The 17,999-nt window shown below is 62.8% G+C and carries 20 protein-coding genes; 16 read left to right on the forward strand and 4 right to left on the reverse strand.

All coding sequences use genetic code 11. From position 1 onward, the window contains the following. Nucleotides 1–141 precede the first annotated feature (141 nt). The 6 genes from HUI96_RS05525 (at nucleotide 142) to HUI96_RS05550 (ending at nucleotide 5,654) form a co-directional block, all read left to right on the forward strand. Nucleotides 142–2,514, forward strand: a complete 2,373-nt coding sequence (locus HUI96_RS05525; protein ID WP_188253637.1) for a tandem-95 repeat protein — start codon at nucleotides 142–144, stop codon at nucleotides 2,512–2,514. A 123-nt stretch (nucleotides 2,515–2,637) separates the two neighbouring features. Next, nucleotides 2,638–3,024, forward strand: coding sequence for a hypothetical protein (locus tag HUI96_RS05530; RefSeq protein WP_337917995.1), 387 nt, complete (start codon nucleotides 2,638–2,640; stop codon nucleotides 3,022–3,024). 246 nt (nucleotides 3,025–3,270) lie between these two features. Beyond that, complete coding sequence (locus tag HUI96_RS05535) at nucleotides 3,271–3,786, forward strand: tetratricopeptide repeat protein (protein WP_188253638.1); 516 nt, start codon at nucleotides 3,271–3,273, stop codon at nucleotides 3,784–3,786. Between the two features lie 70 nt (nucleotides 3,787–3,856). Then, the gene (locus HUI96_RS05540) at nucleotides 3,857–4,438 is read left to right on the forward strand and encodes a hypothetical protein (RefSeq protein WP_188253639.1); all 582 of its coding nucleotides are present in this window, start codon (nucleotides 3,857–3,859) and stop codon (nucleotides 4,436–4,438) included. Nucleotides 4,439–4,533: 95 nt separating this feature from the next. After that, complete coding sequence (locus tag HUI96_RS05545; protein WP_188253640.1) at nucleotides 4,534–5,034, forward strand: hypothetical protein; 501 nt, start codon at nucleotides 4,534–4,536, stop codon at nucleotides 5,032–5,034. 248 nt (nucleotides 5,035–5,282) lie between these two features. After that, nucleotides 5,283–5,654, forward strand: a complete 372-nt coding sequence (locus HUI96_RS05550) for an endonuclease domain-containing protein (RefSeq protein WP_188253641.1) — start codon at nucleotides 5,283–5,285, stop codon at nucleotides 5,652–5,654. 271 nt (nucleotides 5,655–5,925) lie between these two features. Here the strand turns inward: HUI96_RS05550 and HUI96_RS05555 are convergent, their stop codons facing one another. The 4 genes from HUI96_RS05555 to HUI96_RS05570 are packed head-to-tail and all read right to left on the reverse strand — an operon-like array spanning nucleotide 5,926 to nucleotide 9,006. After that, on the reverse strand, nucleotides 5,926–6,603 hold the full coding sequence (locus HUI96_RS05555; RefSeq protein ID WP_188253642.1) for a methyltransferase family protein: 678 nt from the start codon (nucleotides 6,601–6,603) through the stop codon (nucleotides 5,926–5,928). Further along, the gene (locus tag HUI96_RS05560) at nucleotides 6,600–7,412 is read right to left on the reverse strand and encodes a sterol desaturase family protein (RefSeq protein WP_188253643.1); all 813 of its coding nucleotides are present in this window, start codon (nucleotides 7,410–7,412) and stop codon (nucleotides 6,600–6,602) included. The genes HUI96_RS05555 and HUI96_RS05560 overlap by 4 nt, the downstream gene beginning before the upstream one ends. Beyond that, entirely contained in the window at nucleotides 7,409–8,413 is a 1,005-nt protein-coding gene (locus tag HUI96_RS05565) for a phosphatase PAP2 family protein (protein WP_188253644.1), read from the reverse strand. The genes HUI96_RS05560 and HUI96_RS05565 overlap by 4 nt, the downstream gene beginning before the upstream one ends. Nucleotides 8,414–8,457: 44 nt before the next feature. Continuing rightward, a complete protein-coding gene (locus HUI96_RS05570) occupies nucleotides 8,458–9,006 on the reverse strand; it encodes an A24 family peptidase (protein ID WP_188253717.1) in 549 nt (182 codons plus the stop codon). A gap of 430 nt (nucleotides 9,007–9,436) precedes the next feature. On the opposite strand from HUI96_RS05570, the gene HUI96_RS05575 reads away from it, so the two are divergent. From HUI96_RS05575 to HUI96_RS05620, 10 genes are all read left to right on the forward strand, one after another. Further along, complete coding sequence (locus tag HUI96_RS05575) at nucleotides 9,437–9,628, forward strand: hypothetical protein (protein ID WP_188253645.1); 192 nt, start codon at nucleotides 9,437–9,439, stop codon at nucleotides 9,626–9,628. Between the two features lie 130 nt (nucleotides 9,629–9,758). Beyond that, the gene (gene cpaB / locus HUI96_RS05580; RefSeq protein WP_188253646.1) at nucleotides 9,759–10,694 is read left to right on the forward strand and encodes a Flp pilus assembly protein CpaB; all 936 of its coding nucleotides are present in this window, start codon (nucleotides 9,759–9,761) and stop codon (nucleotides 10,692–10,694) included. A 120-nt stretch (nucleotides 10,695–10,814) separates the two neighbouring features. Next, entirely contained in the window at nucleotides 10,815–12,266 is a 1,452-nt protein-coding gene (locus tag HUI96_RS05585) for a type II and III secretion system protein family protein (protein ID WP_188253647.1), read from the forward strand. A 13-nt stretch (nucleotides 12,267–12,279) separates the two neighbouring features. Continuing rightward, the gene (locus HUI96_RS05590) at nucleotides 12,280–12,576 is read left to right on the forward strand and encodes a hypothetical protein (RefSeq protein WP_188253648.1); all 297 of its coding nucleotides are present in this window, start codon (nucleotides 12,280–12,282) and stop codon (nucleotides 12,574–12,576) included. An 81-nt stretch (nucleotides 12,577–12,657) separates the two neighbouring features. After that, on the forward strand, nucleotides 12,658–14,196 hold the full coding sequence (locus HUI96_RS05595) for a TadE/TadG family type IV pilus assembly protein (protein ID WP_188253649.1): 1,539 nt from the start codon (nucleotides 12,658–12,660) through the stop codon (nucleotides 14,194–14,196). Between the two features lie 5 nt (nucleotides 14,197–14,201). After that, nucleotides 14,202–14,681, forward strand: a complete 480-nt coding sequence (locus HUI96_RS05600) for a TadE/TadG family type IV pilus assembly protein (RefSeq protein WP_237683964.1) — start codon at nucleotides 14,202–14,204, stop codon at nucleotides 14,679–14,681. Beyond that, nucleotides 14,675–15,268, forward strand: coding sequence for a TadE/TadG family type IV pilus assembly protein (locus HUI96_RS05605; protein ID WP_188253650.1), 594 nt, complete (start codon nucleotides 14,675–14,677; stop codon nucleotides 15,266–15,268). Before HUI96_RS05600 ends, HUI96_RS05605 begins: the two co-directional genes overlap by 7 nt. A 20-nt stretch (nucleotides 15,269–15,288) precedes the next feature. Further along, nucleotides 15,289–16,434, forward strand: coding sequence for a response regulator (locus HUI96_RS05610; protein ID WP_188253651.1), 1,146 nt, complete (start codon nucleotides 15,289–15,291; stop codon nucleotides 16,432–16,434). Beyond that, nucleotides 16,431–17,033 carry a L,D-transpeptidase gene (locus HUI96_RS05615; protein WP_188253652.1) on the forward strand — a complete coding sequence of 201 codons (603 nt, stop codon included), beginning with the start codon at nucleotides 16,431–16,433 and terminating at the stop codon, nucleotides 17,031–17,033. Before HUI96_RS05610 ends, HUI96_RS05615 begins: the two co-directional genes overlap by 4 nt. Before the next feature lie 18 nt (nucleotides 17,034–17,051). Further along, nucleotides 17,052–17,999: ATPase, T2SS/T4P/T4SS family (locus HUI96_RS05620; RefSeq protein ID WP_237683965.1), on the forward strand; the 948-nt coding region annotated here is incomplete at its 3' end.

Genomic DNA, 17,999 nt, shown 5'->3' on the forward strand with positions numbered 1-17,999 from the left:
AATTAGAACGGCTTGGTCCTGACGAATGGCCGCCGGCGAGAACATTCGCTTGCGGTAACAACGGACCGCGCGCCGAGATCAACAATAATCGCCTAAGCGAACACTTCCGTTCGCGAAGGGCATAATCGGGGGGAAATGGAAATGGCGACCACGACAGTCTCAGGCTCAACCGTCACGTTTTCGAACTCGGGCGCGGCAGCCAACCTGACGCAATCCTCCAACGAGGATGGCAGCCTCACGTTCGACGTGCTGGCGGCAAGCGGCGGCGGAAAGAACACGATAATCTATTCGGTCGACGACGGTTGCAAGAACGACGACGGCGGGGCTCAGATAACCATTACCAACAAGGCGTTCGCCGACTACAACAAGGACCTGCTGATCCAGGACGGTGTGAACGTCGTCGAAACCAGCAGCACGAGTGGCGCGAGATTCTGGATCGGCAGCGACAATAAGATCCACTACGACGCGAGCGCGAGTGAGAAGATCAACGCGCTCGCGGCCGGTGAGACGTTCACGGACACGATCCAGTACACGATCAAGATGTCGAACGGCACGCTGTCCGTCGGCACGCTGACAGTGAACATCACCGGCACCAACGACGCGCCGGTGGCGCAGCCGGGCGCGGCCTCCGGCGACGAGGACACGACGATCACCGGCGCGGTGACGGCGAGCGACGTCGACAACGCGGCCGGCGACCTCACCTACAGCCTGGTGTCGGGCGCCGTCGACGGCAACGGCAATGCGGTGGCGGGGCTGACCTTCAACCCCGACGGCACCTTCAGCTTCCACGGCCCGCAGGACTTCAACGGCACCGTGACCTTCACCTACAAGGCCAATGACGGGGCGCTTGATTCCAACGCCGAAACGGTGACGATCACCGTCGCCCCGGTCAACGACGCGCCGGTGGCGCAGCCGGGCGCGGCCTCCGGCGACGAGGACACGACGATCACCGGCGCGGTGACGGCGAGCGACGTCGACAACGCGGCCGGCGACCTCACCTACAGCCTGGTGTCGGGCGCCGTCGACGGCAACGGCAATGCGGTGGCGGGGCTGACCTTCAACCCCGACGGCACCTTCAGCTTCCACGGCCCGCAGGACTTCAACGGCACCGTGACCTTCACCTACAAGGCCAATGACGGGGCGCTTGATTCCAACGCCGAAACGGTGACGATCACCGTCGCCCCGGTCAACGACGCGCCGGTAAACACCGTTCCGGGTGCCCAGACCGCGACCTCCAACTCGGCCAAGGCGATAACCGGGGTGCAGGTCAGCGACATCGATTCCCAAAACCTGACCACCACGGTTTCGGTCTCCCACGGCACGCTTTCGGTGGGAGCGGGCGGCGGCACCGTCACTGCAAACGGCTCAGCAACCGTGACCATTCAGGGCACCCAGGCGCAGATCAATGCCGCGCTGGCAGCATTGAGCTATGTCAGCAACCCGAACTACAGCGGCCCCGATACGCTGACGGTGCAGACCTTCGACGGCGCTTTGTCCGACACGGATACGGTGGCGATAACCGTCAATGCGCCAATGGACTCGCAGGGTCCGACGGGCGTGAAGTTCATCCCAGACCTTGCGAATGTTGGCTCGCTCGAATCGGGCAACAATCTCGGCGCGGGCGCGCTGATGGGCAATGTCGTCGCGGTCGGCGACCCGAACAGCAACGTGTTCAGCTATGCCTTGGGCGGGACCGACGCTGCAAAGTTTGCGCTGAACACCGGCACGGGGGCACTGTCGGTAGGCGCATCGAATGTCGCGGCCGGCACCTACGAGATAACCATCGTTGCAACCGACCAGGCGGGAAACAGTTCGGCGGCTGTTCCCTTCACCATCTGGGTTGGGGGTTCCGGCGGCCAGGAATTTGCCTTTCTAGGCAGCAACGACTTCATTGGCTATGGCCTCAATGGAAATGACATTCTCACAGGCAGCAGTGGCGACGACTTCATCTCAGGCGGCCAGAACGATGATCGAATTTCCGGTGCCGCAGGCAATGACATTCTAGCCGGCGGCGGCGGGGACGATACGCTGATCGGCGGCGCAGGCAACGACACGCTGATTGGTGGCGCAGGAAACGACCAGTTCTTCTTCTCCGCTCCGGGAGCATCGAATGGCATCGACAAGATAATCGACTTCACCGGCTCGAAGGCCGGGCTTCTTCAGGGCGGCGCGGGGTGGAATGCGCCGGGAAGCACGGCATCGTCGACCGGAGCCGCCCTGGCTACCGCGGACTATGTCAACCAACAAACAGTCGCGGCCATAACCGCCGCGAACACCAACAAGGTCGTCGAGATCCAGCAGGCCCAAACAACCTCGCAGATAACCACGACGACTGCCGGTGCGGCCAATGCCTACGTCGTCGTGTTCAACAGCACCACGGGTGTCAGTGAACTGTGGCACGACGATAATTGGAGCAACACCGCGGGGCGCGTACAGGTGGCGTCTTTCCAGGACCTGGACACCCTTCCGGAACTGCTCGGGCTCAATAGCACGAACTTCGTCGAGTGGGTCTAAGGCAGTCGTCGTACAGAGCGCCCGTGAGCGCCGCCAATGGGAGCGACATTGAATATGGACGCCCAGTATCCAGGAGAAGGCGCAACGTTCACGGACCTCATGCGATTGGCCGAAGAGTACCGAGTGGCTGCGCAGACCCTGCTTCCCCACGGCCGCAAAGGCGCGCCTCTTTCTCGCGCGCCTTGCCGCCTCACCGCGCTGCAGGCAATCGAGCTTTATCTCAGCGCCTATTTGCTCGCGTCGGGCCTCGATCGGAAGTCGCTACGCGGGCTCCAGCACGATGTGGGGGCCCGATATAGACTTGCAGCCGCACATGGCCTCGTCCTCCGCAAGCGCACTGCCGACCACCTCGGCCATTTGACCGCAAGCCGTGAATACGTCGTAGCTCGCTACTGCCCGGAGATGACGGCGTCGCTTTCCCAAATCAACCGTCTCATTGCGACTCTGGACGAGCTTGCGACGAAGGTTAAGCAATGCATTGGAGACCGTCCAAAAAGCGCACGCGCTTGAGCAGCTTCGGCGACCCTGACGCATCAGCAACCATCTGAGATCGACAACATAATGGGGAGTCGCCCCGCTTTTGTCGTAACCCATTGTTAAAGCCGCTATTGCACATTTAGCGTAATGAATACTCGACTGAATATCTGCTACAGAACGAAGGCATGAATAGAAAAGTTCAATTGTCGGTTGGAATTCCGGTTAGGACGCGCTAATGCTTGATGCGGGCCGTCCTGGTATCGGGGAAGTGGCGGGACCTTGCGTAAGAAAAGTGTTTCCATAGCCGCGGCGCTGGCAGTCGCAGTCCTTATCGCCGGATGCAACTCCGCCGGGGTGCTGGATCCGTCATCCTTCGGTGACAGTGCCGCCTCGGTGAAGGATCTTCCCGACGTCTCCTACTACAAGAACGACGAGCTGATCGCGCAAGGAAAGGTCCAGTTCAAGGAGAAGAACTACGGAAAGTCCTATGCGTTGTTCAAGCGCGCGGTAGAGGTCTTTCCGGAGGATCCGCAAGCCTGGCTCGGCTTTGCCGCATCCGCCGATCACATCGCCCGCTTCGACACCGCCGACCGCGCCTATCAGAAGCTGGCGCCGATGATCGGCAACAGGCCCGAATATTACAACAACTTCGGCTACTCCCAGCTCCTGCGCGGTAACCTGCTGCAGGCGCGGCGCAATTTCCTGCAGGCCTACGAGCTCGATCCGACCAATGTGACCACGGCGAACAATCTGCAACTGCTGGAAAACAGCATTTCCTTCGCCAAGAGAAGCTGAGCAACCGCCCACGTCCCGCGGGGCTCTGGTCGTCGAGAGGCTTGCTAGGTCCGGCGTCATCGGGGGAGCCATGCGCGCATCGGAACAGGACAGGCTCACGCCGGGGGCGGAGGCAGAGGAAGTGGGAGAGGCCCGCGCGCCGCGTCTCCTGCGCGGATGGGCCGCCGCCGTCTTCAGCCTGATGTCGCTGGCGCTGGCGGTGCTGATGGCCGTGACGCTCTATTTCAGCCTGCGTTCGGTGAGCGAACTGTCTGCGCTGGAGGGGCGGCTTTTCGAACTCGGTGAGTTCGAGAAGCGCATCAGTGCCAGGGTCGACTTGGTCAACAACGGCGTACAGGCGCAGATCGAGAAGCTTTCGTCGAAGATCGGCGCGCTGTCGGCCGACGCCCGTCAGATCCAGGCCGACCTCGCCGCCGCCCGCCACGAACTCGAACTCCTCGCCGCCGGCTATGCGGAAGGCACCGACGCGCTGGAAATCGAGGAACTGCCTTCCGGCGGTGAGGTCCGCCTCACCGCGCCTTTCTCGCCGGCGGAGGACGCAGCCGAGGGCGAGGAGGCGCAGTCGACCGCCGCCACCCTGCCCACGGGCTCGCAGCGTTTCCAGCGCACGGTGGGGCCGGACGGCAAGGTGACCTATTCCCGGATTCGTTGAGGCCGGCGGGCGCCGGACTTGCGGCAGGCGCGCGGCGGAACTATCTCCTTCGAAGTTCCGTTGCGGAAGCATCGCCCAAGTCGGGGAATTCGGCCATGGTCAGGCAAGTCGCGAAGCTGCTCGACATCGTGCCGGGGATCATTTTCGGCCTCGGCGCGCTCTATGCGCTCAGCATCGGGGCGCTCGGCGCCCACCCGGCCGACCCGGAGGCCTGGCGCCGCTTCATGACGCTGCTGCCGGTCATGCGCGCACCGTTCAATTTCCTCGCCTCTCTGCCGGGCGCGACCTATGGCTCGGTTTTCATCATCTTCGCGACCGCGGCGGCCTGCGCACCGCTTCTGGCGGCACTGGGCCGCGCCGTGCCGCGCCTGCGCTTCGCCTATGCTCACGCGGCCCTGATGGCGGTGCTCTTCTCGATGGGCTCGGCAGGGGTGTTCCAGGCTGGCCACCCCGGTCCGTTTAGAGCCGCCTGGCTGCTCGACTGGTCGCCCGACCTCGACCTTTTCCCGGCCTATGGCTACGTCCTCTTCGCCCTGACGGCCCTCTCCTGCCTGGCCTGGCATATATCCATGGTTAGCGGGCTGCTTCGGCGGTAGGTTGGGCGGGTTTCCCCTTCTCCCCTTGTGGGAGAAGGTGGATCGGCGCGCAGCGCCGAGACGGATGAGGGGTGTTGGACGGAACGCAGCGCCCTGATAGCCCTCATCCGCCTTCGCTCCGCTCAGGCAGCTTCTCCCGCCAGGGGAGGCGGGGAGGCTGCCGCCATGCCGCGCCTGCCTGAGTGCCCCGCAAGGGGAGCGCCAACACTCCCCTTCTCCTGCAAGGAGAGACGGACTAGCCTTGCGGCATGCCGCACCAGATCGTTTCATCAGCCAAGCGGAGTTTTGCCAAAAGGCTGCGTCGTGGCATGACCGAGGCCGAGGAGCGGCTTTGGCGGGAACTGCGCGGCCGCCGGCTCAACGGGATCAAGTTCCGCCGGCAAGTGCCGCTCGGGCCGTTTGTCGCCGATTTCCTCTGCGCCGAAGCAATGCTGATCGTCGAGATCGACGGCAGCCAGCATGCGGATTCCGATTACGACCGCCAGCGGGACGCCGAACTGAAGGAACGCGGCTTTCGCGTGCTGCGCTTCTGGAACGACGACGTGCTGCGGGAAGTGGACTCCGTCTGTGACACCATCATTGCTTACGTGCGGGACACAAGCCTGCAACCGTGGCGGTAAAGCATTCCGCCCAACTTCGTTGAGCGGCGCGGGCTGGGCGCCCTCCTTCTCCCCTTGTGGGAGAAGGAGGATCGGCGCGCAGCGCCGAGACGGATGAGGGGTGCTGGACGGAGCGCGGCGTTAGAGGTGTGCGACCTGTGAGCTTGGCACATGTGGACATTGTCGCGATTCTTCGAGCACCCCTCATCCGCCTTCGCTCCGCTCAGGCACCTTCTCCCACAAGGGGAGAAGGGGAGCCAGGCGCAGGCCTAACGGCCTGAAAGCGCCGCAATCAGCCTCGTTCGGGCCTGGGCATGGGCATCGGTAACCGCGGGATGAACATCGGCACCGTGGCGGCGTAGTTGGCGTATTCGGGGAACGTCCTCCTCAGGACGCGTTCCTCGTTGAACATCCGCCTGAACTGGAAGGCAAACTGGACGGCTCCGACCAGCAATGCCGCCGCTGACCAGTTGGCAATCAGGACGCCGACCACACTGATCGCTTCCGCGGCATAGAGCGGGTGCCGAACCACGCCATAAGGCCCGCTGGTGACCAGCGAGCGGGCGCTCGCCATGATCGAGAACGAGCGGCCGAGCCAGGACAGGCAGTAGATCGACAGCGCCGATCCGATGGCGATGAGAATGGTGGAACCCGCGAGCAGTCCGGGGCCCACGGAGCCGGTCGGCAGCACGACTAGGAGCATCAGTGCGAATGTGCCCGCAAGGGCGCTCAATCGCGGCTCCAGCCCTCCGGCGCTCAGCTTCGGTGCGTGCCGGACAACCGTGAGCCCTACGACCAGGCACAGAAACAGCAGGCCGAGCACCCTGGAGGAAAGCACAAGGATCCAGAAATCGACGCTGTCCCGATCACGGATGATCACGACTATGGAGGCCCACTGCGTCATCGCCAAAAAAAAGAATACGACGACAATGAACGCCTTGCCGAGAACGTCTTCGAGCTTGCTGATCATGGACGCACATCTCCGGACGGCTGTGGCGGTCCACTGACGCCCCCACGGCCTGGTGAACGAATGGGATAGGCGAGTTGCTGATGATAGAGCGAAGGAACGGGATCGTCGCAGCCGTAGGCTTTCGGCATCCGTTCCGGCATATGGAGCGTGCCTAGGAGCGCGTCCCAGAGTGGCAATTGCCCTGCGAAATTCTTGTCGTAGGCCTGGCGCTCATTGGCGTGATGCCAGTGATGGAACTGGGGAGAGGCCAGAAGCCATTTTAGCGGGCCGAAGCCGATCCGCGTGTTCGAGTGAATCAGCAGCGACTGCGCCTGATAGACGATTGCATAGATCGCCACGGCGGGACCGGCAAAGCCGAGCGCAAGGACCGGCAGCAGCGAGGCCGTCATGGTGAGGATCTGATCAACGGGATGAACGCGATGAGCGGCCAGCCAGTCCATCTCCTCGATGCTGTGGTGGATTGCGTGAAACTTCCACAGAAACGGCACGGCATGGAAAGTTCTATGCGCCAGGTAGAAGCCCAGGTCGGCCACGAGGATCGCTTCGATCGCCTGCAGCCAGATCGGCTGCGCCTGCACATACTCCTCGACCTCCGTGGGGATCACGGCCCGAATGCCGATCATCAGGGACCCGATCAGCACCAGCAGGCCAAGCTTGATCGGTATGCCATTGAAGAGGAGATAGACGACGTCGTTGATCCAGTGCTTTCGCAGCACCTTCTGGCCGGCATGAAGAGGAAGAAGCCGCTCGAGCGGGATGAAGATCAGCGCGACGATAAGGATCGCCTTAAGGTTCAGGAGTTCGGTCATGACTCTTCATCCCTGACGGAAGACGGCACGAGGCGCCGCGCAGCAAAGAGCCGCCAGAAAAGGAGAACTGCGGCGAACGAGACATATCCGTCCACGGCATAGTGCCAGCCGAAGTAGACGGACCCTGCCATCGTCAGGAGCACAAATACCCATGCGAGCACGCCCGCAGCTCTGTTCACTCCGGAGAGGAACAAAGCGTTGAGGGTGGCCACCGCGACGTGGATGCTGGGCATGGCGGAGATGCCCGCAAAGAAGTCCTCCACCCCAGAGAGGTAAGCCGAATAGAGTTTGTCCGCGATGAAAAAATGGTACGTCGACATTTCACTCTGCTTCAGGAGTGAGAGCAACTCCGCGAAGCGATGGCCGCCGAAAAACTGGTCATAGAAGATCGGACCAACGGAGGCACCAATTGCAGCCAAGGCCGTGCCGAGGCCGGCGTAGATTGCTGCGAAAGACATCCAATAGCGCGAGCGTATTGCCGAACTCGGGTGGAAGGCCGCCAGGGCCGTGCAACCGAAGAACAGCAGTAGCCAGGCAGGGAAATAGATGATGAGCATGAGGCTCATCCATCTCGCAGGAATGGCCGCGTGTACCCATCGCCACGGATCCCCGAAGTGAAGAATCTGGTCGATGTCAGCGAGGGCGGGATCCGCATAGAACGGTACGAAGCGCGGGATATGGTATTTCAAAGTCCAGAAGGCGGCCATGCCGATGCACAGCGCAGCCGCTGTGGCGATGACGCCAGAGCCGCGTTGTCTGATAACGCCGGCGACGAAAGACAAGGGTGCGCCGGGCTGCTTCAGTAGACCGGCACCGACCAGGCCGACGAAACCGAGGACAAATGCTGACGGCAGGAACTGGAACGCGAAAGCGCTCAGGTTGCGAAGATAGAGTGCGGGGGAGGTTGCGACTCCCAAGAGTGTATAGACTGCAAAGCAAAGAGTCGGCCCAGCGATCGGCGGGATGTATGCGGGTGATCTGCCAATAGTTGCCTTATTCATCTCACTGCAGGCCAAGAAGGGGAAGAAGGGGAGCGCGGCGTGCCTCACATATATCGGTGCGCCATCACAATCAGAGCAGCCACAACCATGACGACGCCATAGGGAACCTTTCCTGATTTCCGGATCTCCTCCAGGCGCACGACGCCGGGAAAAGCATGATACTGCAGCGGGATCGGTAGCTTGAGGAGCACGAAGGCCAGCACGCCGCCGATCATCAGAAGAAAGGCAAAGGCGAGCAGGTCGGCCCAGCCGACGAAGAGGCCGATCGGGAACAGCAGCTTGGCGTCGCCCGCCCCCATCATGCGCAGCGCCCAGAGTGCGAAACCGATGACGAACAGAAGCGCGCCCGCACCAAGGTCCCACCAGAGACCCTGGGCTGACCAGCCCGGCCCGATCTCCGACAGTACGCCTCCGCTCGCGGCCGGCCCGGCGGGCGCCAGCAGCCAGCGCGAGAGGGCGAGGATCGCGTAAAGCGCGATCAGTGCCATCACATGGCCATTTGGGATCTTCCAGCGCGAAAAATCCTCCCACGCGGTGTAGGCCATGAGGGTCGCGGCCGCAGCTAGGATCAGAGGCTCAACCGGCGAGATCATCGGTAGCACGGCCCTTTCGGCTCGAGTTCCGTACCTAGCAACGGGGGAAGCACCGCCAGTAGGCGCGCGTGAGGACCTTCCAGTCCCTTACCACAGCACATTCCGGGCCTGATCCGAAAGGCTGCGTCAGCGACGTCCGTGCTCGGGCAAAGCGCTGGAACTCCCCCCTTACACGTTTACATGGAACGATGACGTCCCGGGATTACACCTTTCGGCCAGTGCGCGACTCGCCCATTTGAGTGAAGGCAGTAGTATATACGATTACAGATCCATCTACTTTGTAGCTTATCTGATAATAGCAGATACATTCCATGATATAGCGAGATGAAGGTCAGGCATAATTGACGCTTTTCAATTTAAGCATCTATTAACATAACTGTCGGCGCGGAGGGGGGTCCTCTCGCAGACCTTCATGTAGGGGAGTTCATCCATGACCGGAATGGCATCCATGGCTCGCGCCTTCGCGCGCGAAGAAGACGGCGTTGCGTTGAGTGAATATCTCATCCTGCTCGGCCTGCTGGTTGGAGGCGTCATACTCGCCGTCACCACGGTCGGCAATAATCTCGCTACCACTTGGAACACATGGGGAACCTGGTTCAGCAACAAACTCTCTGCTCCGTGACCAGCGCACGGAACGATGGGAAACAGTCTGGAAAGCGCGAGTAATCGCGCTTTCCAGAACTGCTAATCACGTCGTTGCTTTCACCAAGTTGAGGCGGCGGCGCGTTAAAGCAATCGTGGGGTGGCTTACAATGCGCGGTTCAACTTTGGTAAGTTTGGGCTTGTCGGCGGTTCTCGCTCTTGCAGCGGTTGTCGGCGTCCGCAGCTATCTCGCCCAGCAGAAGTTCGCGCTCCTGCAGCAGGGTGCCGCAGAGGCAAAGCCGCAGCACACGATCGTCGTGGCCGCCAGGGAACTGCGCTTCGGCCATCCCGTGCGGGCCGAGGATTTGAAGTTGCTGCCCTGGCCGAACGAGCAACTGCCGACCGGCGGCTTCGCCACCTTCGAGGACATAATCGGCGACGGCAAGGAGATGCGCTACATCCGTTCGGCGCTGGAACAGGACGAGCCGGTTCTCGCCGCCAAGGTGACCGGCTTCGGCCAGCGCGCGACGCTGTCCACCACCTTGTCGGAAGGCATGAAGGCGATGTCGATCCGCGTCAACGACGTGCTCGGCGTCGCCGGTTTCGTGTTGCCGGGCGACCGCGTCGACGTGATGCTGACGCGCACCGTGCCGGGCGACAGGGACCAAGAGGAAGCCTATGTCGACGTTCTCCTGCAGGGCGTGAAGGTGCTTGCCGTCGACCAGGAGGCCGACGAGCGCAAGGACCAGCCCTCCGTCGTCAAGACCGTCACCGTCGAGGTCTCCACCGAGGAGGCGCAGCAGCTGACGCTTGCATCCAGTGTCGGCACGCTGTCGCTAGCGCTGCGCAATGTCGGCTCGGCCGGGCTCGAAGAGACCAAGCCGGTGCGGCTGGCCGATCTCGGCGGGGGCATCGCCGCGGAGGCGCTGAAGAACGAGATGTCGGACGAGGCCAAGAAGCGCCTGGGCGACCTGGAGAAGAAACTGAGCGACCTGCTCAACCGCAAGCCCGAGCCGGTCGCGGTCGAGCCGCCTCAACCGAAGTTCCTGGTAGTGGGTGTGACACGCAACGGTGGTCGCCAAGAATATCGATTCGACCAAAAATAATTATTCAACTATTTTGGGCGGATCATAAGCTTTTTTAGGGGGAAAGCTGAAGTGGCGGCAAGGTGGGTAGGCCTGCGGGCAAGCATTCCCGCACGGCGACAAAAGAAAATTCTGAGATTGATGGCTGCGACGGCCTGGCTCGCCGTCGCGTCGCCGGTGCTGGCGAGCCTGGCGATTAGCAACGCGGAAGCGCAGGAACGGCTGATCACGCTGGGCCGCGGCTCGGTCTCTCAGGTGGTGGTGCCGCCCGGCTCCACCATCACGATCAAGACCAGCCAAAGCTTCTCCGACATCGTGGTGGGCAATTCGGACGTCGCCGACGTGGTGCCGCTCACCGAGCGCTCGCTCTACGTGCAGGGCAAGGGCCCGGGCACCACCAACATCTCGATCTACAGCGAGGCCAAGGCGCTGCTCGGCGTGATCGACGTGCGCGTGCGGCTCGATTTCGAAGAGCTCAACGGGCAGATCCGCGCGGCGGTGCCGAGCGCCCGGATCACGGTCTCCAACGTCAACAACCAGATCCGCCTGAGCGGCGTGGTCAAGGACGCGCGTGACCTAACGCGCGTGCTGGAGATCGCCCAGCAATATTCAGAGGATCCGGTCATAAACCAGCTTCGGGTCCAGGACGCGCAGCAGGTGATGCTGGAGGTGCGCGTCATCGAGGCCTCGCGCCAGGCCGGCCGCGATCTTGGCATCGGCTTCAGGGGGGTCCGTCCCGCCGATAATAGCCTGGTCACGCTCGCGCCGCGGCTCGGCATCGGCGTCGATGACAAGAGACTTGTGACGACCGTTGAACCCGTCGTCACCCAGAACGGCACGCCCTTCGGCGAGACGATCGCCAAGATCCTCGAAATATCCGGCTGGCGCATCGACCTCGTCATCAATGCGCTGGAGGGCAAGGGCCTGGTGCGCCGGCTGGCGCAGCCGAACCTCACCTCGATCAGCGGCGAGACGGCGAGCTTCCATGCCGGCGGCGAGGTGCCGATCCTGAATGCGGTGCAGGGGGAGAACGGATCGGTCGCGACGGAGACGTCCTACCGGCCCTATGGCGTAAAGCTGTCCTTCACCCCGGTGGTGCTCGACAACGGCCTGATCAACCTGACGATCGTGCCGGAGGTGAGCGAACTCGACCGCTCGGTCAGCGTCAACGGCAATCCCGGCTTCATCTCGCGGCGGGCGCAGGCCACGATCGAACTGCGCGACGGCCAGAGCTTTGCCATGGCCGGGCTGCTGCAGACCATAAACGGGACCGACGTCAAGCAACTGCCGTGGCTCGGCCAGGTGCCGGTGCTGGGCGCGCTGTTCCGCTCGACCAGCTTCCAGAAGCGCGAATCGGACCTCGTCATCGTGGTCACGCCGCGCATCGTGCGGCCGGCCTCGCCCGACGAAAAGCTCTATTCGCCGCTCGGGCAGACGCGACCCGGCAACGACGTCGAGATGTTCATGCTCGGCATGCTCGAGGTCGACAAGGACATGATCCGCGGCTTCCGGACCGGCAAGGGGGTCGTCGGACCCTACGGCCACATCATCGATCTAACCTTCGAGGGCGCCCATGCGATCGGCAAGAAATAGGCGCCCGGCAGGAATGCGGGCGATCGCGTTGGTGGCGGCGGGGCTGAGCCTCGGCGGCTGCGCCGACTATCTCGCCAACCGGGACAGCGTGACGCTGGGTGTGGGCAACGCGATGGAGGCCAATGTCGGCATCCATACGCAGGACCCGTTCCCGCCGCATGCGCAGCAAACCTACATCCCCGGCGACGGCAAGAAGGTCGCGCAGGCAATGCGCGGCTACTACGCCGTGCCGGCGGTGGTGGTGACGCCGCCGTCGGGCGCGAACGGTGACGGCAATGGCGGCGGTAGCGGCATGGCAGCCGGCAACTGAGCCGGACAGGGGAAACGAGAGAGCGGGCGGGGATCTCTGGAGGAAAGAAGAAGGGCGGATTAGCCGCCGGAGGGTTGGGAAATGGTTGGCAGGCGCTTGAGAGCTTTCCTTCGGGAAAGGCGTGGCTATGTCGCAGTCCTGACGCTGATCTCGATGCCGATGCTGCTCGGCCTGTCGCTGCTCGTCATCGACGTCGGCCGCGGCAACAACCTGCACACCGACCTGCAGAACGCGGTCGACGCGCTGGCGCTTGCCGGCGCGCGCGAACTCGACGGCGGCAGCGACGCGATCACCCGCGCCCAGGCGGCGATAAGCAACCTGGTGAAGAACCAGGCGCGGTTCTCGAACGGCGGCGCGGCCATCATCGATGCCGGTCAGGTGAGGTCGGAGTTCCTGAAGAAGATCCCTCCCAGCGACGATACCGCCATCGATGACACGTGGATCACCGGCAACAGGGCAAACAGCGGCGCCGAAGCCGCTTATGTGTTCGTCCGCGCCAATCGGCGCCCGATGACGGCGCTGTTCCCGGTGCCGGTCGGGATGAACGGCACAGTGAACGTCGAGGCCGAGGCGGTGGCGACCTACGATCTCGGGGCCTGCGACGTGACCCCGCTGTTTATCTGCAACCCCTTCGAGGGCCTGAACCCGTCCCTCAAGGATCAGTTCACCAGCGGCCAGCTCTATGCCCGCCAGATCACTCTGGTCAGCAAAGGCAACAATACGGCTGGGCCGGGTAATTTCGGCTTCCTGCGCGTAGGTGCCGGCCAGGGCGGAAGCGACCTCGGCAAGGCGCTCGCCACGGGCCACGCGGAAACCTGCTACTCGCTTCGCGGGTTGGATACCGAGCCCGGCGGTAACTGGGGGCAGGTGGACGGCCTGAATACCCGGTTCGATGTCTATGAAGGCAACTTCAAGCAAAACAAGGGCGACTACGCCTATCGCCCTGCCCGCAATATTCGCAAGGGTGCAACGGACACCAGCGGCAACAAGGCTTGCGACAGCTACACGGAGCAGACCGACGCCACGAAGGCAATGGCGCTGCCGGAAGGGACGCCTACCCAGTCCTTCACTGGCGGCGGTACGCTCCACTCGAACAACTGGACGACCGAGCTCAAGAATTACTGGAAGATCAACCACCCCGCCCATGTCGTGAGTGGCGTGGTCCAACTCCCGAGCATCCCCACGCCAAGCTATCCCGGCGCCGGAACGCCACCAACTCCTTCGCGCTACGACATCTACAATTACGAAATCCAGAAAACGCTGGCCCAGCAAAATCCCGAGAACCTGCTCGGCGACCCGAACTATCCGAACCCGGCAGGCCACCGGGCGCCAAACGGCGAGCGGGGCAGTCCTCAATGCTACACCGGCCTCGCTGACCAAGGCGGACTGGATCGACGCGTGATCTTTGCCGCAGTCGTCAACTGCAACGCGGCCGGCCTGTCCGGTCAGACCCAAGTCCCCGCGAGCGCCATCGAAGGCTTCATGACGATGTTCCTCACGAAGCCGGTGATGGGCAGTAACCAGAAGAAGATCTCCATGGAGATCGTCGACTTCACTGGATACTCCGGGAGCGACACCTTGGACATGATGATACGCCAGGAAGCCTATCTGGTGAGGTGATGAAGATGATGAACCGCCTCGCCACGCTTCTCGGGCGCCTGCATCGCGACACGCAGGGTGCAGTCCTCGCCGAGACCATCGTCGTCGTCCCGTTCGTCACGCTGTTCAGCGTCGGGATCCTCGAATTCGGCAACATGTTCTGGCAGAAGGAGCAGATCGAGACGGGCCTGCGCGACGCCGCGCGCTATCTCTCGCGCTGCCAACCCACGAACAAGGCGGCCGGTTTCGAGTCCTATTGTACCGAAGGGCTGGCGCGCAGGCTTGCCTATTACGGGACCGTAGCCGATGGGACGACGGCGCCCCGCGTGACCGGCTGGACCCCTTCCCGCAGCGAGATCAATTTCGACTATCCGATGCGTAACGGCCAAAAAGTGGTGGTGGCGCGGACAGACCATGTCTACAGCGCCTCGCCGCTGTTCAATTGGCTTCGCCTCGACCGCATCACCATCCAGGCCTATCACGAACAGAGGTATGTCGGATGGTAAGGCATCGCTCACTCCGACGCTTCCTCGGCGAAGAGGCAGGGGTCACCCTTGTTGAAGGCCTGATCTCCCTGCCGATTGTCATGCTCGCGTTCGCCGCCTTCGTCGAATTCGGCTACGCCATGTTCCAGTGGAACCAGACGGTGAAGGCGCTGCAGCTTGGGGCGCGGCTTGTGGCGGTATCCGATCGCATGCTGACGCAGGCTCAGGTCACATCCCTATCGACATCGACAGGAGGGGTTGGCGGCCAGGGCTTGCCAGCCGATGGATTGAGCTTCACTTGTGTAAATGGTGGATCGGCTGAATGTCAGGCCGGGCTTCGTCGTCTAGTCAACGGTTCTGGGCGTTGGCCTGGGCTGCGCGCCTTCAACCCTCGGATTGGGCTCGACAACGTCGCCGTAACCTATACGCGATCCGGACTTGGCTACCACGGGCGCCCCAATGGGGCGGTGGTCACCATACGTCTGGAAGCCCGCAACATCACATTCAACCTGCCGCTGCTCGGGGGGCTTCTTGGCCTCAACACGATCACCATCCCGCCGATGCCGGTGACGATTACCAGCGAAGATCTGTCGACATCATCGTCTTGAACGACCGGGAGCGGTTGCGGATGACCACGCACATGAATTTCACGCGGAAGGCCAAGATCCTGATCGTCTCGACCGATCGGGCAAGCGCCGAATTCATGGAGAGCTCGCTGCTCGCGCTTTCAACCTATGAACCCGAGCATGTCACCTTCGAGGCGCTGTCCAATCCGCGCAACACGCTGAAAGCCGAGAATTACGATCTTCTGCTGATGGATGTCGGCGATGGCGCCGTTCTCGAAGGCGGCGCGATCTCGGAAGTCAGGAAGAAATTCGCAAGCACGCCGCTGATCCTGTTGTCGGAAGTCCTGTCGGACCAGCGGATGCGCATGCTGGTCCGGCTCAACGCCAACGACTGGCTGCGCAAGCCGCTCGAGCGGAAGGCCTTCCTGGAATCCATATCGAGCCATCTGCATCTGGCCTTCGCCGGAGGGAACCAGGTCCACGCTGTAGTGTCAGCCGTGGGCGGCGCCGGCGCCACCTCGGTCGCCATCACGCTTGCCGACAGCCTGCTGCGGCTGAAGCGAAAGCAGGAGCCGACGGTCGCGCTGTTCGACCTCGACTTTTCGACGGGCGCCTGCGGCAGCTATCTCAACAGTGTCAACGACTACGATCTGAAGCCGGTGATCGCGCAGCCCAACCGCGTCGATCTCGAATTCGTGGACATCATCAAGAAGAAGCACGAGCGGGGTTTTTCACTGCTCTCCTTCAAGCAGCCGGACGTGCTTCTCTCGCGAACCGGCGGAGAACTCGTGCTTCGCATGCTGGACGTCGTCTCGTTCCAGAACAACCACACGGTCCTCGACATCCCCTATTATGCAACGGGCTGGCGCGACGACCTTCTGAAGGCCGTCAACACGATCCATCTCGTCACCGAGCCGACGATCCCGGCGCTCGCCCAAGCCAAGGATCTCGCCACGCGTATCCAGACGCTGCGGCCGGACAACCCCCCCGTCCACATCATCGTCAACAAGAACCGCCGGCGCCTGTTCAGCTTCGGCATCGGCAAGAACGAGGCGAAGCGTGTCTTCAAGCAGACGCCGACACATCTCATCGACGACGACTGGAACACGATGAGCGAGGCAATCAACCGCGGCGTACTGCCCTTCGAAGTCAGCCCGCGGTCGAGCTTCGTCCGCCGGATCGAGAAACTGGCGGAAGGGGTGAAATGAACTGGGCGGGGATCAAGGGCCTCCTTCATGTCGCAGGCCGTCATGGATTCGCGGGGGCGCTCGTTGCGGCGATAGTCCTGTTCGGCTCGCCAGTGCTTCCGGGGTCCGGTGCGGTGGCGGCGGCTGACAGCATCCCGCGCAGCCACGGCGCGAAGACGAAGCGGATCGTTGCGCGTCAGACCGGCGAGAAGCCGGGCACGATCCTGATCTCCAATCGCGCGAGGACACTGGACCTGGTGCTCGATCGCAACTCGGTCGCCCGCTATTCGGTCACGGTCGGTCGGGATGGCTTTACATGGGCGGGAACGGCACGCGTCGGCGGCAAGGCCGAATGGCCCGACTGGCGCCCGCCTGCAGAGATGCGGAAGCGCGATCCTTCGCTGCCCGAGATCGTGCCTGCCGGTCCGTACAACCCGCTCGGCGCGCGGGCGCTCTACCTCTTCAATGGCGGCCGCGACACACTCTACCGCATCCACGGGACCAATGACTCCGCCTCGATCGGGGACGACATCTCCTCGGGCTGCTTCCGCATGACCAATGCGGATGTGATGGAGCTCTATAGGCAGGTCCAGTTGGGCGCCAAGGTCATCGTGGAATAGCTGCACGGGAACAAGTTCATGGCGAACAGCATCATCGGCCGCTTTTACAAGTCCCGCTCGGAGGGGGATACCGCCGTGCTCGAAAGGCCGCCTTTGGCGCCGGACGTCAACGGGTTCGCCCAACCGTCCGAGCAGAAGGCCGAGCCTGTGCCGGATGAACCGATAGCCGCCGAGCCCGCCGGACCGGATATGGTCGCCGAGCGCGTCAACCTGCACCGGCATCTGCTCGACAAGATCAACCTCGCCTTCCTCGACACGATGAGGAACGAGGAACTGGCGAACGAGATCAGGCCGCTGGTGCGCGACTATGTCCGGCAGCGCAATTTCCCGCTCAACGCCCGCGAACTGGACGCGCTGATCAGCGACATCACCGACGAGATGCTGGGGCTCGGGCCGATCGAGCCGCTGCTCAAGGACGACACGATCGCCGATATCCTCATCAACGGCCATCAGAACGTCTATGTCGAGCGGCGGGGGCAATTGAGCGAGACACCTATCCGCTTCAAGGACGAGGACCACCTCCTTCGCGTCATCAACAAGATCGTCACGGCCGTGGGCCGGCGCGTCGATGAATCGACGCCGCTGGTCGACGCGCGCCTTGCCGACGGGTCGCGCGTCAACGTGGCGATCAGGCCTGTCGCCGTCGACGGTCCGCTGGTCTCCATCCGCAAGTTCTCGCGAAAGCCCTATACCCTCGAGCGTCTCGTCGAGGCGAACGCCATGGCCCGGGCGACGCAGATCCTCTTATCGGCGGCGGTCAAGGGCCGTGTGTCGATGGTCATCTCAGGCGGCACAGGCTCCGGCAAGACGACCATGCTGAATGCGCTGTCCTCGCAGATCTCGTTCAAGGAACGTCTGGTGACGATCGAGGACGCGGCCGAACTGCAGCTGCAGCAGCCGCATGTCGGACGATTGGAAACGCGGCCGCCGACGCTCGACGGACGCAACGAGATCCGGCAGCGCGAA

The organism is Pseudaminobacter soli (ex Zhang et al. 2022) (assembly GCF_014595955.1).
GTDB lineage: Bacteria > Pseudomonadota > Alphaproteobacteria > Rhizobiales > Rhizobiaceae > Kumtagia > Kumtagia pseudosoli.

Bases quoted from the DNA above. Each gene is read 5' to 3' on its own strand.
- HUI96_RS05600 (WP_237683964.1), top strand. From the start codon at position 14,202: ATGATGAACCGCCTCGCCACGCTTCTCGGGCGCCTGCATCGCGACACG.
- HUI96_RS05605 (WP_188253650.1), top strand. From the start codon at position 14,675: ATGGTAAGGCATCGCTCACTCCGACGCTTCCTCGGCGAAGAGGCAGGG.
- HUI96_RS05550 (WP_188253641.1), top strand. From the start codon at position 5,283: ATGCCGCACCAGATCGTTTCATCAGCCAAGCGGAGTTTTGCCAAAAGG.
- HUI96_RS05545 (WP_188253640.1), top strand. From the start codon at position 4,534: ATGGTCAGGCAAGTCGCGAAGCTGCTCGACATCGTGCCGGGGATCATT.
- HUI96_RS05595 (WP_188253649.1), top strand. From the start codon at position 12,658: ATGGTTGGCAGGCGCTTGAGAGCTTTCCTTCGGGAAAGGCGTGGCTAT.
- HUI96_RS05555 (WP_188253642.1), bottom strand. From the start codon at position 6,603: ATGATCAGCAAGCTCGAAGACGTTCTCGGCAAGGCGTTCATTGTCGTC.
- HUI96_RS05560 (WP_188253643.1), bottom strand. From the start codon at position 7,412: ATGACCGAACTCCTGAACCTTAAGGCGATCCTTATCGTCGCGCTGATC.
- HUI96_RS05615 (WP_188253652.1), top strand. From the start codon at position 16,431: ATGAACTGGGCGGGGATCAAGGGCCTCCTTCATGTCGCAGGCCGTCAT.
- HUI96_RS05525 (WP_188253637.1), top strand. From the start codon at position 142: ATGGCGACCACGACAGTCTCAGGCTCAACCGTCACGTTTTCGAACTCG.
- cpaB (WP_188253646.1), top strand. From the start codon at position 9,759: ATGCGCGGTTCAACTTTGGTAAGTTTGGGCTTGTCGGCGGTTCTCGCT.
- HUI96_RS05585 (WP_188253647.1), top strand. From the start codon at position 10,815: ATGGCTGCGACGGCCTGGCTCGCCGTCGCGTCGCCGGTGCTGGCGAGC.
- HUI96_RS05540 (WP_188253639.1), top strand. From the start codon at position 3,857: ATGCGCGCATCGGAACAGGACAGGCTCACGCCGGGGGCGGAGGCAGAG.
- HUI96_RS05565 (WP_188253644.1), bottom strand. From the start codon at position 8,413: ATGAATAAGGCAACTATTGGCAGATCACCCGCATACATCCCGCCGATC.
- HUI96_RS05610 (WP_188253651.1), top strand. From the start codon at position 15,289: ATGACCACGCACATGAATTTCACGCGGAAGGCCAAGATCCTGATCGTC.
- HUI96_RS05570 (WP_188253717.1), bottom strand. From the start codon at position 9,006: ATGATCTCGCCGGTTGAGCCTCTGATCCTAGCTGCGGCCGCGACCCTC.
- HUI96_RS05575 (WP_188253645.1), top strand. From the start codon at position 9,437: ATGACCGGAATGGCATCCATGGCTCGCGCCTTCGCGCGCGAAGAAGAC.
- HUI96_RS05590 (WP_188253648.1), top strand. From the start codon at position 12,280: ATGCGGGCGATCGCGTTGGTGGCGGCGGGGCTGAGCCTCGGCGGCTGC.